The sequence below is a fragment of the Pseudomonas sp. NPDC087185 genome, assembly GCF_044744955.1.
GTDB lineage: Bacteria > Pseudomonadota > Gammaproteobacteria > Pseudomonadales > Pseudomonadaceae > Aquipseudomonas.
Map to the genome: position 1 here is coordinate 1 of NZ_JBIUZK010000006.1, position 14746 is coordinate 14746.

Here is a 14746-nt window from a genome sequence, read left to right on the forward strand (position 1 = left end):
CTGATAATCTTTTTGACTATCAGTCCATACTCACAAGCACCCACACGAATTGCTTGATTCAATTTGTTAAAGAGCGTTTGGTTAAGAGCTTTTCGCCTCAACCGAGGCGCGCATTCTACGCTTTCCTCATTTGCTGTCAAGCGTTTATTTTGAAGTTTTTTGAATCTGCTTTCTTTCAAAAGCCTTTAACCTCAAACACTTACCGCTTGCCTCGTTGCGTTCAACGCTGCGAGGAGGCGAATAATACGCGCTTTGAAATTAGAGTCAACACCTTGTTCTGAAAAAACTTTCAGTCTTCATTTGGCAGCGGCTCGGCAACTAAAAGCATGAATCGCCGCTCTGTAGAGAAACACCCCGTGGAGGCAACGGTCATGAGCGAGGCGCAGAGCGAGAAGACCCCCGGCTTGTCGGCGGATGAAGAGAAGGAAGTCAGCCATAACCAGCCTCCGCGGGCAGCAGTACTCCATGAGATCATTCGCTACCAGGGTGATCAGGAGCTCGAACGCACCCTTGCAGCGCTGTGGTGGTCGGCACTGGCCGCTGGCCTGACAATGGGCCTTTCATTGATGGCGATGGGGCTCTTCTATGCCCGGCTGCCGGAAGGCGACAGCGCTCAAGTGGTCGCCAGCATCGGCTACAGCGCCGGTTTCCTTGCCGTGATCCTGGCGCGCCAGCAGCTCTTTACCGAGAACACGCTGACGGCGGTGCTTCCAATAATGACCACACCGACCCTGGCCAACCTCGGGCGCCTGCTGCGCCTGTGGAGCGTCGTGTTGCTCGGCAATCTGGCAGGCACCTTGCTGGTGGCCTGGGTCATGCTCGAATTGCCGATCTTCGACAGCAAGACCGATGTGGCATTCCTGGAGATCGGCCGCAAGGTCATGAAGAACGACATCAGCCAGATGTTCGCCAAAGGCATCGTCTCGGGTTGGATGATCGCTACCATGGTGTGGATGATCCCGTCCATGGAGCACGCCAAGATCTGGATCATTCTGATGATCACCTACCTGATGGCCCTCGGTGACTTCACCCATATCGTCGTCGGCTCGGTGGAGGTTTCCTATCTGGTCTGGGCCGGCGACGAAACCTGGCGCAGCTTCTGGCTGGAGTTCGCCTTGCCGACCTTGGCTGGCAACATCATCGGCGGCAGCTTCATCTTCGCCTTGATCAGCCATGCCCAGGTACGCAGCGACAGCGGCAAACCGCCTTCGCAGCTATTAAAGGAGGACAAGCGCCCTTCCCAGCGCGAGCGACAGCCTAAAGAGTGACACTCAGCGCCCGGCTACTGCACGTTCGGCCGCCCTGCCCCGCCCGCGCACCGGCCGCGGCTGCCACCAGTTCTGCCCTTCATGAGGCGAGTCGAGGCTCACCCGCTCGCCCATCTGCGGCGTGCTCAGGCGCACTTGCGCCGCTGCCGCCAAGGCGACGATGCGCTCGAACGGTTCCTGCCAGCCATGCATGGACAAGTCGAAGGTGCCGTTATGAATCGGCAGCATCCAGCGCCCCCGCAGGTCGAGGTGCGCCTGCAGGCTCTGCTCTGGCTGCATGTGCACGTTGGGCCAGGCCAGGTTGTAGGCACCGGTTTCGATCAACGTCAGATCGAACGGCCCGAATCGCTCACCGATCTGACGAAAACCATCGAAGTAACCAGTATCACCGCTGAAGAAGACGCGCACCCCCTCATCTATGATCACCCATGAGGCCCACAGGGTGCGGTTGCTGTCGAACAACCCACGCCCGGAAAAATGCTGCGCCGGGGTGGCGACAAAACGCACACCCACCACCTCGCACTCCTGCCACCAGTCCAGTTGGCTGACCTTGGCTGCCGGCACTCCCCATTCGATCAGCCGGTCGCCCACCCCAAGCGGTGCGAGAAAACGCTCGGTTCGCGACGACAAGAAACGGATGGCCTGTTCGTCCAGGTGATCAAAGTGATCGTGGGAAAGAATGACCGCTGCCAGCGGCGGCAACTCATCCAGCGCCAGCGGCGGTGCATGGAAGCGCTGCGGCCCGGCCCATTGCACCGGCGAGGCGCGCTCGGAAAACACCGGGTCGGTAATGAAGAAGCGCCCGCGCAATTTGAGCAATACCGTGGAGTGGCCCAGGCGCCAGAGGCTGTGGTCAGGGGCATCGAGCACCTGCTGGCGGGTCATCGACTGCACATTGATCGCCGCGGTGGGCCGTGTTTCTGGCGGTTTGCGCAGGAGCAGGTACTTCAGGCCGATGCGCAGCTTCTTCAGCACACCATCCTGCGGCAGGCTGGCCTGATTGTGAAAACGCCCATCGTGCTGGGGCGCCGGCTCACCGGCGGGGTTAGCCATGGGCATCATGAGCAGCAGCACTCCAAGCAACAGGAAAGCCTTCATGTTACCCCACAGTGATCGCACCAACCGTGAATTGGCTTGTAAGGTCATTTTTCGTTCATGACAGACTGTTCAACAATATTCATGTGAGTTATGCGATAAACGGCGCAACAGCAGAAGAACGACGACCATGATGGACAACCGCAGCGGCAAGGGACTTTCTTTCGTCAAACGCATCTACCTGCCGCGCATCATCGGCCTGGGGATCGGCCTTCTGAGCGTGGCCGCCGCCGTTGCACCGCTGTCTGCGCCCACCTGGGCATGGGCGCTGCTGCTGTTCAACGGCCTGCTCTGGCCGCATGTGGCCTATCAGTGGGCGCTGCGTTCGGCGGCGCCGTATCGGGCGGAGCAGCGCAATCTACTGCTGGATTCATTGATGGGCGGTTTCTGGACTGCTGCCATGCATTTCAATCCGCTGCCCACCGTCACCGTGCTGTCGATGATGACCATGAACAACGTGGCCGCCGGCGGCAAGCGCATGGTCGTCCAAGGGCTGGTGGCGCAGCTCGCGGGCATGCTGCTGGCCAACCTGTTGTTGGGCACCGGCTTGCAATTGCAGGCCACGCCACTGCAGATCTACGCCTGCCTGCCGATGCTGACGCTGTACCCCCTGGCCCTGGGCTGGGTGTGTTACCGCCTGGCGATCAAGCTTGCCGAGCACAAGCGCCGCCTCAGCGCACTGAGCCGGACCGACAGCCTCACCGGGTTGCTCAACCACGGTGCCTGGAAGGACCTGCTGCTGCTGAAGTTCCAGGCCTGCCAGCAACAACAGGCGCCGGCGGTGATTGCCCTGATCGATATCGACCACTTCAAGACCATCAACGATACCTTTGGCCATGTGGTCGGCGACTGTGTGCTGCGCCAGATGAGCGACGAACTCAAGCGCAACCTGCGCGAAGTCGACCTGGCCGGGCGCTATGGTGGCGACGAGTTCTGCGTCATCTTGCCGGGCACCAGCGAGGACCAGGCCTGCCAGGCCATGGAGCGCCTGCGCGAGCGTGTCTCCAGCTACCGCAATCCGCAACTGCCGCATCTGCGGATCAGCCTGAGTATCGGCTTGTCGGCATTCCAGGCCGACCTTGAATCCCCCGAACACTGGCTGGACCAGGCCGACAAAGCACTGTACAGCGCCAAGCGGCGCGGTCGCGACCAGGTCAATTTCGCCCATGGCGAGGCCACCGCGCTCAAGCTGGCCTATCCTGACTGAATCTCCTCGCTGATTGACCGGCGGGGGGCGGCAGCTCATGAAGGAGTCGCTTGTGTATGGCCAGGAACGCCAACCTAACGCCCGCCAGCCCTAACCCTCGATTACCCGTCCGCCCTTTGATCAGCGGTTTTTGCGCCGTGTTCGGCCTGGCTTGCCTGGTCACCTTGGGCGCACTGTTCAACATCGCCGCTTCGCTGGATCAGCAAGAACAGGAGCGCAGCGCCTTCCATGCCACCCAGGCGCTGGAGCAGCGCCTGCTGGCCTCACGGCAGTTTCTGTCCAGCTACGCGGTGTGGGACGCTGCCTATGAGCACCTGGCTGGCAAGGTCGACTGGCAGTGGGCCTACCAGCAAAAAAATGTCGGCGAGTCGCTGTACAGCGCCAGCGGCTACGAAGGCGTGTTCGTCGTCGAGGACCAGCGCACCACCTATGCCCTGTTCAAGGGCAACCCCACCGAAGCCGCCGCCAGCAGTTTTATCGACGCCCCCTTGCCGGCGATCATCGCCGAGGCCCGCGGCGCCGCCAGCGCGCGCGAGCAGGTCACGCGCTACGTACTGTTCAACGGCTGGCCGGCTGTACTCAGTGCCGCCGCCGTGCGCCCCGACCGGGAGGTGACGGCTGAAGAAGTGAGCCAGGCGCCGGTCATGCTGTTCGTCGATCAGCTCACCGACGACAAGCTCGCCCGCCTGGGCGCAGGGGCTGGCCTTGCGCAGATGCACATCGAAAAGAGCCCGGTTGGTGAGCACGGCCATCAGCAGATCGCCCTGGGCGACACCGGTTACCACCTGGCCTGGGCCAGCCCGTTGCCGGGGCAACAGCTGCTTTGGGCAGTGCTGCCGCCGTTGCTCTGTGCATTACTGGTGCTGGGCCTGGTGATGCTGTACCTGTTTCGCCATGCCCTGCGAAGCTCCCGCGCCATCGACCTCAGCCTGCTGCACCTGCAGCAGAGCAACCACGCCCTGGAGGCCAGCGAGCAACGTTTTCGCGCCGTGGCCGAGGCGGCGTCCGACTGGATCTGGGAAACCGATCGCCAGCAGCGGCTGACCTACCTTTCCCAGCGTTTCGTCCGTGTCACCGGTGACCGGGTCGAGGATTGGCTGGGGCAACCGATCAACCAACTGCTCAGTTGCGATACCACGCCCCTCTCGCCCTGGCTGGATGCCCAGGCCGAAGCCGACACGGAACAGCCGGCCAACCTGCGTTGCGCCTATCGCGACCACAACGGCCAAAATCGCTTTTGCCGGGTTTCGGCCCGGGCGATCGTTTACGACGGCAAGCTCGCCGGTTTTCGCGGCACGGCCAGCGACATCACCGATGAGGTCGCTGCCCATGCCCGTATCCAGCACCTGTCGTTGCACGACCCGCTGACCGGCCTGGCCAACCGCAACAAGCTCGCCCGCCATCTGGAGCAGGCCCTGCTACGCGGCAGCGACTCACCGCCGTTGACCTTGTTGCTGCTGGACCTGGACAACTTCAAGCCGATCAACGACTCCCTTGGCCATGCCGCCGGCGATGCCGTGCTGCAGGAAGTGGCCGCGCGCCTGCGCGACACCACCCGCGACGGCGACCTGGTCGCGCGCCTGGGCGGCGATGAGTTCGTCCTGGTGCTCGAAGGCATGGACAACCGCAGCGAAATCGACCGGCTGAGCAAGCGGCTGATCGAACTGCTGCAGCAGCCCATCCCTTTCGAGGATCAGTCGCTGCATGTGGGCGCCAGCCTTGGTATCGCCCAGACCCGCACCCAGGGCTTCGATGCCGGCGAGCTGATCCGCTGCGCCGATATCGCCTTGTACCAGGCCAAGGCCGACGGTAAGAACACTTGGCGTTACTTTGCCGCCGAGATGAACCAGCAGATCCAGTACCGCCGTCAGCTGGAAAACGACCTGCGCCGAGCACTGAAAAATGAAGAATTCGTGTTGTATTACCAGCCGCGTTATCGCCTGGACGACTTGCGCATCGTCTCGGTCGAGGCCTTGCTGCGCTGGCAGCACCCACAAGAGGGCTTGCTCGGCCCCGACACGTTCATACCACTGGTCGAGCAGAGCGACCTGATCGTCACCCTGGGCCGCTGGGTGTTGCGCGAAGTCTGCCGCGCCGCACTGGGCTGGCCCGAGCATCTGTTGGTCTCGGTGAACCTTTCACCCGCACAGTTCCTGCGCAGCGACGTGGTTGCCGATGTACGCGAGATCCTGCTGGAAAGCAGCTTCCCTGCACAGCGCCTGGAGCTTGAGATCACCGAGAACGTCATGCTCAACGATATCGAAGGCGCCCTGGGCACCATGCAGGCATTGAAGGAACTGGGTGTGCGGCTGAACATGGACGATTTCGGCACCGGCTATTCGTCGCTGGGCTATCTGCGCACCTACCCGTTCGACAGCATCAAGATCGACAAACGCTTCATCGCCGGGCTGGGCAACCCCGGCAGCAGCGACCGCGCGGTGGTGCAGGCGATCATCAACTTGGGCCAGGCCATGGGGCTGACAGTGACGGCGGAAGGGGTCGAAACCGAGCAGCAGCTGAAGACCCTGGAAGTAGACAATTGCCACGAGGTACAGGGCTATTACCTGAGCCGGCCGCTGGACAAGGCAGCGTTCGAGCAGTTGTTGCATTACACGCCGGGGCGGTCTGTCGATGCTTCCTGAGCCTGTGCCGGCCCCTTCGCGGGCCCCACACGGGGTGCACCGCCCCTCAGAGCAGCACTGTACCTGTGGGGCGGCTACACCGGGACGCCGGACCGCCGCAAAGAGGCCGGCACGGGTATGCAGGGTTCAACGTAAAGAACGCTCCGCCACGATTTCCGGCAGATCGCCACGCCGTAGGTAGATGCGCAACGCCTCGGCAATATTCAGCCGATCATCCACATGCTGCTCCAGCAACAGCGCCAGCCGCTCACGGCACAACGCCATGCGCGGACCCTGTTCGGGCCGCCAGACGAACTCGCTGCAGGGGGTAATGCTCTCGTCAGCCACGTCCATGCCGAACGCGTCCTCGGAAAACCGCACGATATGGACCCCGCGCTTGCCATGAAAACCGACAAACCCCTTGAGCTGGTCGGCGGCGCTGCAGATGTCCTGGGATGTGATGGCCATGACGTAACCTCGTAAATGAACGGAAGTGACGCACGCCAGGCGGGCAACGGTCGCCTCTGTCGGGCAACGCGTCGCGCCAGCCTAGCGCAAGTACCAGCCGTTTCGCCAAGGTTTTTCGTCATCGGCCAGCAGCCCCGCTAGACTCTCTCCTCAACCCTTCCTCGTCGCCAGCATTGGGACCGTTCATGACCGACGCCATCAACGCCGATATCGCCACCATCGGCCGCATCAACGCCGTGCCCGCCATCCTCCAGGTCATCTGCGAAACCACCGGCATGCGTTTCGCTGCCGTGGCGCGGGTGACCGAAAGCAACTGGACCGCCTGCGCCGTGCTCGACACCCTGGGTTTTGGCCTGAAGGTGGGCGGTGAGCTCGAAGTGGCGACCACCCTGTGCCACGAGATTCGCAGCACACACCAGACCATCGTGATCGACAGGGCCAGCGAAGATGAGCAGTACTGCCGGCACCACACGCCACAGCTCTACCGCTTCGAAAGCTACATTTCGGTCCCGGTATTCCGTACCGACGGGCGCTTCTTCGGCACCATCTGTGCGCTGGACCCCTCCCCGGCTTCGCTCAGAGGCACCGCGATCCAACCGATGATGGAATCGTTTTCCCGCCTGCTGGCCATCCAGATCGAGAGCGAGGAAGATGCCCAGCGCACTGAGCGGGCCCTGATCGAGGAGCGCGCGATGGCCGAAGTGCGCGAACAGTTCATCGCCGTGCTCGGCCACGACCTGCGCAACCCGCTGTTCGCCATTACGGCAGGCGCCGAGCTGCTGACTCAGCGCCTGGACGACGACAAGCACCGCGCGATCGCCCGCCACATCCTCACCTGCGGCCAACGCGCCTCACAGTTGGTGCGCGATGTGCTGGACTTTGCCCGCGGGCGCCTGGGCAGCGGCATCCCCTTGAACCTGCAGCCCTGCCCGGACCTGGGTGAGGGCCTCAGGCACGTCGCCTCGGAACTGCAACATGCGCACCCGCAGCGCCAGATTGTGCTGGACATCGGCGAGATCGGCGGCCTGCGCTGCGACCGCGAACGGGTGACCCAGCTACTGTCCAACCTGATCGCCAATGCCCTGACGCATGGCGCGCCCGAAGGGCCGGTCACCGTGAAGGCGGCCATCGCTGATGGTGAGTTCGTCCTGGGCGTGCATAACGGCGGGCAACCGATCGCGGCACACACCCTGAGCCAACTGTTCCAGCCCTTTACCCAACCACTGTCCGACGCGCCGCAACAAGGGCTAGGCCTTGGCCTGTATATCGCTAACCAGATCGCCCTGGCCCATGGCGGGCGCATGCAGGTGATCTCCGACGCGCAACGCGGCACCCTGTTCAGCTTTCACTTGCCGGTGGGTCGACCTGCGGCACCAGCACCCCTGCCAGCCAGTTCATGAATGCCTGCACCCGGCGCGGCACATGCCGTTGCCGGGCATACAGCAAGGACACCGGCATGGCCTGGGCCTGCCAGCTTTCCAGTACTGCCACCAACTCGCCCCGCTCCAGGTGCTCGGCCACGCCAACTGCCGGCACCTGAATCAGCCCCAGGCCCGCCAGGCAGGCCGCCGAATAGGCCTCGGCATTATTCACCGTCACCACACCGTCCATGGCCTGGAAGCACACCTGCCCGTCGCGCAGATACTCAAACCCGGCACGGCGTGCGCCCAGGTTGCGCACATAGTGGACCAGCCGGTGCCCGGCCAGGTCCTCAAGCGTGTGCGGCATGCCATGCCGGGCCAGGTAGGCGGGGCTGGCGCAATTGCGCATGCTCAACTGCCCGACCGGCCTCGCCACCACGTCTAGGTCGCTGAGCACGCCGATACGCATAACGCAGTCGAAGCCCTCACGCAGCAAGTCGACCTGGCGGTCAGTGCAACTGATCTCGACCTCAAGCCTTGGGAAGCGCTCAAGAAACTGCGGTAAAGCCGGGATGATCACGCGGCGGGCCATCATCGTCGGCATGTCGACGCGCAGGCACCCGGCCAGCTCGGCATCGTCGGCGCGGAACAAGCTCTCGATTTCGTCCATCCCCGACAGCAAGTCCTTGCTGCGTTCGTACAGTAGCGCCCCGTCCTGGGTTGCCTGGACGCGCCGGGTGGTGCGGTTGAACAGGCGCGTGCCGAGCAATTGCTCCAGCGCCCTGACCTGCTCCGATACGGTCGAGCGCGGCAAGCCGAGGCTGTCGGCCGCCAAGGTAAAGCTGCTCACCTCACTGACGCGAACAAACGTTCGCAACAATTCCAGCTTGTTCATATCCAGCCCCTGACTGTTCGGCTCAAGCGAACAGTATTTCCATATTTGCTGGATTTAACAGCTCTACAACGATCAATAACCTGTCCCCATCAGCCAACCACGAGGGAATCGACATGACCCGCAAGATCGCTCTGATCACCGGCGCCAGCCGCGGCTTGGGCCGCAACGCCGCCGAACACCTGGCCGCCCGCGGCATCGACGTCATCGGCACCTACCACAGCAAGGCTGACGAAGCCCGAGCCGTGGCCCAAAGCCTGGAACGGGCTGGCGTGAAAGCCGCCATGCTGCAGCTCGACGTCAGCGACAGCAGCAGCTTTGCAGGTTTTGCCGAACGCCTCGGCGCCACCCTACAGCAACATTTCGGCCGTGAGCGCTTCGATTTCCTGGTCAACAATGCCGGTATCGGCCTCAACGTACCCTTCAGCGAAACCAGCGAAGCGCAGTTCGACCAGTTGCTGGACATTCAGCTCAAGGGGCCGTTCTTCCTGACCCAGCGCATGTTGCCACTCCTGGTCGACGGTGGGCGTATCGTCAACATCTCTTCGGGGCTCGCGCGCTTTTCGTTGCCCGGTTATGCCGCCTATGCCGCCATGAAAGGCGCGATGGAGGTGCTGACCCGCTATCAGGCCAAGGAACTCGGCGCACGCGGCATCCGGGTGAATATCCTGGCGCCGGGGGCGATCGAAACGGATTTTGGTGGCGGTGTGGTGCGCGACAACCCGCAGGTCAATGACTTCATTGCCGGTAATACGGCGTTGGGGCGGGTGGGTATACCGGATGACATCGGCGCGGCGATTGCCCTGTTGCTCGAAGACGGCAACGGCTGGATTAACGGGCAGCGGCTGGAAGTGTCTGGCGGGATGTTTCTCTGACTTCAAGGTATTGGGGCTGCTTTGCAGCCCCGTGGCATCATTGAGCGGGCGCGTCCTCATGCACTTGCACGCTGGCGGTCATCCCCGCACTCAGGATCATGCCTTCCGGAACCTGGTCCAGGCGGATGCGCACCGGTATCCGCTGCGCCAACCGTACCCAGTTGAACGTGGGTTCGACCACCGGCAACAGCTGGCTGTCCGGGTTGCTGTTACTGTCGGTGATGCCCCGGCTGATGCTTTCCACATGCCCTTGCATCGCCTCCCCCGCCCCCATCAGCCAGACCTTCACCGAGTCGCCAACGCGAATGCGCGGTAGCTTGGTTTCCTCGAAGTAGGCCTGGATATAAAAGGTCGAGTCATCCACCAGGGCCATTACCGACTCCCCGGCATTCACGTAGTTGCCTTGGGCCAGGCGCAAGTTGGTGATGTGCCCGCTGCGCGGCGCGCGCACTTCGCTGCGGGCCAGGTTGATTTTCGCCACCTGTAGCTGGGCCTGCGCCTCCTGCAGTTCACCGCGGGCAACAGCGGCATTGATCTGCGCGTTTTCGCGCAGTTCGGCACTGATCGCCTCGGGCCCCAATGCCGTGCGCCGCGCCGCTTCGCGCTCGCGCAAATGCAGCTGCTGGGCACGCGTTTGCGCTACCGCGCTGGCTTGATCGAACGCGGCCTGGAAGCGTTCGCGGTCGATGCTCATCAGCAAGTCGCCAGCCTTGACCTGCTGGTTGTCCTGCACCTTCAGCTCACGCACCCAGCCGGCCACGTCCGGGGCGATCACCACCACATCGGCACGCACCCGCGCATCGCGCGTCCATGGCGTGAGCATGTAGTACTGCCAGAGTTTGTAGCCGGCCAGAACGGCAACAGCGACCACGCACAGGGTCACCAGGGTACGGACGACAGCACGCATTCAATCACTCCTTACAAATGCCCCAGCAGCCGGACTACCAGGTACAGCACACAAACGAACAACGCCGTGTCGAACAGCGCTTCATGCCAGATCCAGCGCCCCAGCGGCGTAGCTTGCACCAACAGGCGCAACAGGCCGGTGAGCACCAGTGCCATCAGCACGTAAATCAAGAAAGGGCTGAGCAGCACGCCGCCCAATGCCCATTCACGCAACCCCATGGGCTTCCTCCTGCCAGCGGCACCATTTGCCCCAACTCTTCTGCAACTGCAGCACCGCACCTTCGGCCAGGCGCAGCGGGTCGCTGGACGGCTGGCGCTGCAGGGCGTCGATAAATTGCTCGCTGGCGGCGTCCAGGCGTTGCCCACGCCCGGCTGCCGGCCCCTGGGCCAGTACCGTTTCGACTTGCTGCAGGTAATCACGCTCGGCAGCGCCCAACGGCGCCTGGGCCACCGCCAGGCACATGCGCAGGTGTACCAGCTCGTCTCCGATATCCAGGCCGTGCAGGCCATCGTCCCAGCGCTTGCGCTCGGCCTCGGGCAACTCGCTGGCGTGCCGCGCCAGCTGCATCAAGCGGTCGGCCATGCGCCCGCCGAACCAACTGTCGGCGCCGCGCAGGTCCCGTCGGGTCAAGCGCACCAGGTCGCTCTGGGTCGCCGCCCGCAAGCGCCGGCCAAGCCAGGCTGGGTGGCGGAACAGCAGCAAACGGAACGCCATTACCGCGGCGCCGACGCCCACCAGCATGGCCAGGGCACTGTTGAGCATTGTTGCCACGCCGAACTGCATGGCGTTGAGCGGCGACACCAGGACGATGAAATGCAGGCAATAGGACGTGGCCGTGGCCCCGGTACGCGGGTGGGCCATGCCCAGTGCGCCAAACAACAGCGGCACGCCCATGCCCAGGCAGAGCAAGGCGAAACTGCTCCACTGCGGCAGGATGATCTGCCCGACCAGCAAGGCCGCCGGGATCGCCAAGAGGATGCCACGCAAGAAACTGAGGCCGATCTGCGCACCGTTTTCACGGCTGGCGAACAGGCTGCAGACCACACAAGTCAGTACCAGGCCACCGGGTGCGGACGGCCAGGCAGTGGCCAGCCAGAAACCACTCATCACCAGAAAGGCCAAGGCGCTGCGCGAACCGAACAGCAACGCCAGCGACCAGTCGCGGTGGGCAGCCAGGCCCTGCGCCACATCCTTGGGCGCCTTGCCCGCTTCGACAGCGTCCAGCGCCTGGGTGGCGGCCATGGCGTAGTCCAGCAGCAAGGCCATGCGGGCCAGGCAGAAATGCTCGACGGAACTGATCTGCTCGCCATGCGCTGCGTCCCAGATGCGCTGGCGCAACAGCAACAGGCTCGGCTGGTCAGGCTTGGCCAGCAGGCCGCGAACGTCTTCCAGCCAAGGTGCAAGGCGCAAGGCCTGGCGCTCATCGAGCTGGCGCCACTGGCGACGCACCGAGCGCGAGATACGTAACAGCACCATCAGCTTCTGGCTTAGCCCACGAATGGCCCTGGCCCGCTGGCGCCCACGCGGGCCTTCGAACCAGGCATGTTCGCGCTGGGTGTCGATGGCGACGATGCGCCCAAGGATCTCCAGCAGGCCTTTGCGCGCTTCGTCCTCACCACCGAGCATGGCACTGGCGGCCTGCAGGCCGTTCTGCCAGGCCTGGCGCGCCTGCCCGGCAAGTTGCTGCTCGACGCGCATCGGCCAGAGCAAGGCGCTGGCGGCCGTCGCGCAGAAGATCCCCAGGCAGATTTCAGTGCAGCGTGCCACCGCCTGGTCGAACACCTGCAAAGGGTTGGAGATGGCGGGCAAGGCAATGATGGCCGCCGTGTAACCGGCCAGCACGAAGGCGTAGGCCCAGGCGCTGCGCAGTTGCGTGGACGCGGCCGTGCACAGCGCCAGCCATAGCGCCAGGGTGATAAGAAACAGCCAAGGGGTCTGGGCGAACAGCCCAATGAACAGCACTGACATGCACGTGCCGACCAAGGTCCCGGCCAACCGCGCAAGGCCCTTCTGCACCACCATGCCCGACAGCGGCTGGGCGACGATGAACGCGGTCATCAAAGCCCAGGATGGCTGCTCCAGCCCCCAACGCATCGCCAGCCACAACGCCAGGCCGCCACCGAGCAGGGTCTTGATGGCGAATTTCAGGGCGAGGCTGCTGGGTGCAAACAGGGCCTGGAGGGTGATGGGCACGAATCGGACCTTGCGGGGGGATGGTGAGGTAAACGATAGACAATGGAGAGGAGGATAATGCTGAAACGAATAATTAGCTAGCTAATCATCTTTTTATGAATGATGAGCGCTTTTCTTGCAGGCAAAAAAATAGGCGACCGAAGTCGCCCTAAATGCCTTGCGTGCTCGTGTACCTGGAAAGTCAGCGCGGCTTGCGCTTGTTCGAGTCCTTCCAGATGAAAATGCCCAGACCGGCAAAGAATGCGACCATCAACCCGACCGTTACCACACCCGCGATAACCACATTGTCGAAGAACATGTTGGCCTCCGTTTCGCTGCCGTTGTCCGATGGGTGCAAGGTAACGAAAAGGGGGGCGGAGGAAATTGATCGAGGTCAATGGTGCCCGGGGCCGGGCACGCGAGGCGGGTGCAGGGTTGACCTGCGTCAAGTTTCAGCGCTTCTTGGGCTTGCTCTTGGGCTTCTTTTTCTTCGCCTTGCCCAATGGCATGGCTTGCTCGAACGCCTGACGCACTTCGTTCAGGCGCTTTTCCTTGAGGTCGTGGACGCGCTTGGCACGTTCGGCATCGAAGTCGATGAGGTTGTCTTGGCTCATGGGTGGGCTCGGCGGTCAACAGAGACTTGCATGATGCAGCCAGCTGCCGGTTGTGACCAGCCCCTGCCGGTATGCCGCGGCTAGACTTCGATGTCGACCAGCAGGCCTTGGCGCGGGTGTTCGCCCATCAGTGGCGCCACCGGCACGGTGTTGTCGGCGTTCACTTCGTCACCCGGCAAGGCGCTGTAGCGCTCCTCGTCGCCCTTGTTGTTGCGCCGCTGCTGCTGGCGGCGCTGCTCGTCACGCAGTAGCAAAGCCTGCTCCTGCGGGTCGCGCTGGTGCTTGAGGTCGATGGCACTCTCACCTGAGGCAGGCTGTGCTGGGACCACCGGCTTGATGTCCGGCGTCGGTTTGACCGGGTCCTGTTGCGAGGTCACGGGGGCGGCACTGAGCGGAATGATCGGCGGCAGCATGGGGATTCTCCTGTGCCCACTGTATCGGCCGGTTATCAGCCACCTTGAGCGTCGGCGAACTTGCGTATGCAGCCGTTGCCGGCTGCGTCATGCCAGTTTGGACAGCGGCTACTCGGCTTCGTCGTCAGGGTCGTCGTCACTGGGCTGGCTGGCCTCGCTCCAGGGGCGCTTGTAGACCTGCTGCCACACCGCATCCATATGTTCGCGCAGCAGCGGCGGCGCATTCTTCAGCGAGGCGCTGTCTTCACGCTCGCCGCCGATCGGCTCTTCGCCGGCCGGGGTGATCAGCGACTGGCCGGTAATGGTGTAGCTGGCCTGGCCTTCACGCATTTCGATGGCAATGTCATGCGGGTCGATGCCACCGCCACAGAAGGCATGGCTGGCCACCGTCACTTCGGCGATACCGTCCTTGTTCAGGTCGGCGACATCGCTGGCATCAGTATAGAAGTCGACATCCAGGTCCAGCCCAGGGCAAGTGGTTTCCTGTTCGATCTGCCAGCGCGGCTTGAAGCCGTCGCCTTCATTCACGCGCCCGTACAGCGTGGCCTTGAGCACCACCTTGTCGACTTCTTGCTCGGATTCGGCATCGACCGCCTGACCATCGCTGCGGCTGAGCACCAGCAGGCCCTCGCCGTCGCGGTCACGAAAGTGCACGCTCTTGATCGGCGTCTGCACCCCCAGGACCTCGAGTTGCTCGACTGGGATGGCCGGAAGGTTTTCGAAATTGTTCTGTTCGCACGCCGCCAGCAGCAGGCTGCTCACGGCCAGGGAGGCATTCAACCAGCGGTGCTTGAGCGGCATGGCGTCCGTAGCCCTCGTCGGCAAGACGGTAATCTGCGATGAAACAGCTAGA

The 14746-nt window shown here is 63.2% G+C and carries 15 protein-coding genes and 1 pseudogene; 6 read left to right on the forward strand and 10 right to left on the reverse strand.

The features are described 5' to 3' along the window. Together ACIPIJ_RS20190 and ACIPIJ_RS20195 are read left to right on the forward strand one after the other, a co-directional pair. Positions 1 to 281: pseudogene (locus tag ACIPIJ_RS20190) on the forward strand (hypothetical protein); the annotation flags it as partial. A gap of 90 nt (positions 282 to 371) precedes the next feature. Further along, entirely contained in the window at positions 372 to 1268 is an 897-nt protein-coding gene (locus ACIPIJ_RS20195; RefSeq protein WP_401079870.1) for a formate/nitrite transporter family protein, read from the forward strand. 3 nt (positions 1269 to 1271) lie between these two features. On the opposite strand, the gene ACIPIJ_RS20200 is transcribed toward ACIPIJ_RS20195, so the two are convergent. Next, the gene (locus ACIPIJ_RS20200) at positions 1272 to 2366 is read right to left on the reverse strand and encodes an MBL fold metallo-hydrolase (RefSeq protein WP_401079871.1); all 1095 of its coding nucleotides are present in this window, start codon (positions 2364 to 2366) and stop codon (positions 1272 to 1274) included. A 130-nt stretch (positions 2367 to 2496) separates the two neighbouring features. On the opposite strand from ACIPIJ_RS20200, the gene ACIPIJ_RS20205 reads away from it, so the two are divergent. Continuing rightward, the gene (locus ACIPIJ_RS20205; protein WP_401080652.1) at positions 2497 to 3570 is read left to right on the forward strand and encodes a diguanylate cyclase; all 1074 of its coding nucleotides are present in this window, start codon (positions 2497 to 2499) and stop codon (positions 3568 to 3570) included. 56 nt (positions 3571 to 3626) lie between these two features. Continuing rightward, positions 3627 to 6212 carry an EAL domain-containing protein gene (locus ACIPIJ_RS20210; RefSeq protein WP_401079873.1) on the forward strand — a complete coding sequence of 862 codons (2586 nt, stop codon included), beginning with the start codon at positions 3627 to 3629 and terminating at the stop codon, positions 6210 to 6212. A 126-nt stretch (positions 6213 to 6338) separates the two neighbouring features. Here ACIPIJ_RS20210 and ACIPIJ_RS20215 read toward each other — a convergent pair whose 3' ends face one another. Continuing rightward, on the reverse strand, positions 6339 to 6659 hold the full coding sequence (locus ACIPIJ_RS20215; protein ID WP_401079875.1) for a DUF2025 family protein: 321 nt from the start codon (positions 6657 to 6659) through the stop codon (positions 6339 to 6341). A gap of 185 nt (positions 6660 to 6844) precedes the next feature. Between ACIPIJ_RS20215 and ACIPIJ_RS20220 the strand changes: the two genes are divergently transcribed. Next, positions 6845 to 8059 carry an ATP-binding protein gene (locus ACIPIJ_RS20220; RefSeq protein ID WP_401079876.1) on the forward strand — a complete coding sequence of 405 codons (1215 nt, stop codon included), beginning with the start codon at positions 6845 to 6847 and terminating at the stop codon, positions 8057 to 8059. Here ACIPIJ_RS20220 and ACIPIJ_RS20225 read toward each other — a convergent pair. After that, complete coding sequence (locus ACIPIJ_RS20225; RefSeq protein ID WP_401079878.1) at positions 7998 to 8915, reverse strand: LysR family transcriptional regulator; 918 nt, start codon at positions 8913 to 8915, stop codon at positions 7998 to 8000. The two genes, ACIPIJ_RS20220 and ACIPIJ_RS20225, sit on opposite strands and share 62 nt — an antisense overlap. Before the next feature lie 113 nt (positions 8916 to 9028). On the opposite strand from ACIPIJ_RS20225, the gene ACIPIJ_RS20230 reads away from it, so the two are divergent. Next, positions 9029 to 9787, forward strand: a complete 759-nt coding sequence (locus ACIPIJ_RS20230) for an SDR family NAD(P)-dependent oxidoreductase (RefSeq protein ID WP_401079879.1) — start codon at positions 9029 to 9031, stop codon at positions 9785 to 9787. Between the two features lie 37 nt (positions 9788 to 9824). Here ACIPIJ_RS20230 and ACIPIJ_RS20235 read toward each other — a convergent pair whose 3' ends face one another. The 7 genes from ACIPIJ_RS20235 to ACIPIJ_RS20265 all read right to left on the reverse strand — a co-directional run bounded on the left by ACIPIJ_RS20235 (position 9825) and on the right by ACIPIJ_RS20265 (position 14694). Further along, positions 9825 to 10694, reverse strand: a complete 870-nt coding sequence (locus ACIPIJ_RS20235) for an efflux RND transporter periplasmic adaptor subunit (protein ID WP_401079880.1) — start codon at positions 10692 to 10694, stop codon at positions 9825 to 9827. An 11-nt stretch (positions 10695 to 10705) separates the two neighbouring features. After that, entirely contained in the window at positions 10706 to 10912 is a 207-nt protein-coding gene (locus tag ACIPIJ_RS20240; RefSeq protein WP_401079881.1) for a DUF1656 domain-containing protein, read from the reverse strand. After that, positions 10899 to 12887: an FUSC family protein gene (locus ACIPIJ_RS20245; protein ID WP_401079883.1), complete on the reverse strand. Its 1989-nt coding sequence runs from the start codon at positions 12885 to 12887 to the stop codon at positions 10899 to 10901. The genes ACIPIJ_RS20240 and ACIPIJ_RS20245 overlap by 14 nt, the downstream gene beginning before the upstream one ends. 181 nt (positions 12888 to 13068) lie before the next feature. Continuing rightward, complete coding sequence (gene ccoM / locus ACIPIJ_RS20250; protein WP_003254862.1) at positions 13069 to 13185, reverse strand: cytochrome c oxidase subunit CcoM; 117 nt, start codon at positions 13183 to 13185, stop codon at positions 13069 to 13071. Between the two features lie 133 nt (positions 13186 to 13318). Then, positions 13319 to 13480 (reverse strand): hypothetical protein, encoded by a 162-nt coding sequence (locus ACIPIJ_RS20255; RefSeq protein WP_012313081.1) that lies wholly within the window; start codon positions 13478 to 13480, stop codon positions 13319 to 13321. Between the two features lie 80 nt (positions 13481 to 13560). Next, entirely contained in the window at positions 13561 to 13893 is a 333-nt protein-coding gene (locus tag ACIPIJ_RS20260) for an aspartate-semialdehyde dehydrogenase (protein WP_401079885.1), read from the reverse strand. A gap of 108 nt (positions 13894 to 14001) precedes the next feature. After that, entirely contained in the window at positions 14002 to 14694 is a 693-nt protein-coding gene (locus ACIPIJ_RS20265) for a M949_RS01915 family surface polysaccharide biosynthesis protein (protein ID WP_401079886.1), read from the reverse strand. Positions 14695 to 14746: the final 52 nt, after the last annotated feature.

Bases quoted from the DNA above. Each gene is read 5' to 3' on its own strand.
- ACIPIJ_RS20195 (WP_401079870.1), top strand. From the start codon at position 372: ATGAGCGAGGCGCAGAGCGAGAAGACCCCCGGCTTGTCGGCGGATGAA.
- ACIPIJ_RS20200 (WP_401079871.1), bottom strand. From the start codon at position 2,366: ATGAAGGCTTTCCTGTTGCTTGGAGTGCTGCTGCTCATGATGCCCATG.
- ACIPIJ_RS20205 (WP_401080652.1), top strand. From the start codon at position 2,497: ATGGACAACCGCAGCGGCAAGGGACTTTCTTTCGTCAAACGCATCTAC.
- ACIPIJ_RS20210 (WP_401079873.1), top strand. From the start codon at position 3,627: ATGGCCAGGAACGCCAACCTAACGCCCGCCAGCCCTAACCCTCGATTA.
- ACIPIJ_RS20215 (WP_401079875.1), bottom strand. From the start codon at position 6,659: ATGGCCATCACATCCCAGGACATCTGCAGCGCCGCCGACCAGCTCAAG.
- ACIPIJ_RS20220 (WP_401079876.1), top strand. From the start codon at position 6,845: ATGACCGACGCCATCAACGCCGATATCGCCACCATCGGCCGCATCAAC.
- ACIPIJ_RS20225 (WP_401079878.1), bottom strand. From the start codon at position 8,915: ATGAACAAGCTGGAATTGTTGCGAACGTTTGTTCGCGTCAGTGAGGTG.
- ACIPIJ_RS20230 (WP_401079879.1), top strand. From the start codon at position 9,029: ATGACCCGCAAGATCGCTCTGATCACCGGCGCCAGCCGCGGCTTGGGC.
- ACIPIJ_RS20235 (WP_401079880.1), bottom strand. From the start codon at position 10,694: ATGCGTGCTGTCGTCCGTACCCTGGTGACCCTGTGCGTGGTCGCTGTT.
- ACIPIJ_RS20240 (WP_401079881.1), bottom strand. From the start codon at position 10,912: ATGGGGTTGCGTGAATGGGCATTGGGCGGCGTGCTGCTCAGCCCTTTC.
- ccoM (WP_003254862.1), bottom strand. From the start codon at position 13,185: ATGTTCTTCGACAATGTGGTTATCGCGGGTGTGGTAACGGTCGGGTTG.
- ACIPIJ_RS20255 (WP_012313081.1), bottom strand. From the start codon at position 13,480: ATGAGCCAAGACAACCTCATCGACTTCGATGCCGAACGTGCCAAGCGC.
- ACIPIJ_RS20260 (WP_401079885.1), bottom strand. From the start codon at position 13,893: ATGCTGCCGCCGATCATTCCGCTCAGTGCCGCCCCCGTGACCTCGCAA.
- ACIPIJ_RS20265 (WP_401079886.1), bottom strand. From the start codon at position 14,694: ATGCCGCTCAAGCACCGCTGGTTGAATGCCTCCCTGGCCGTGAGCAGC.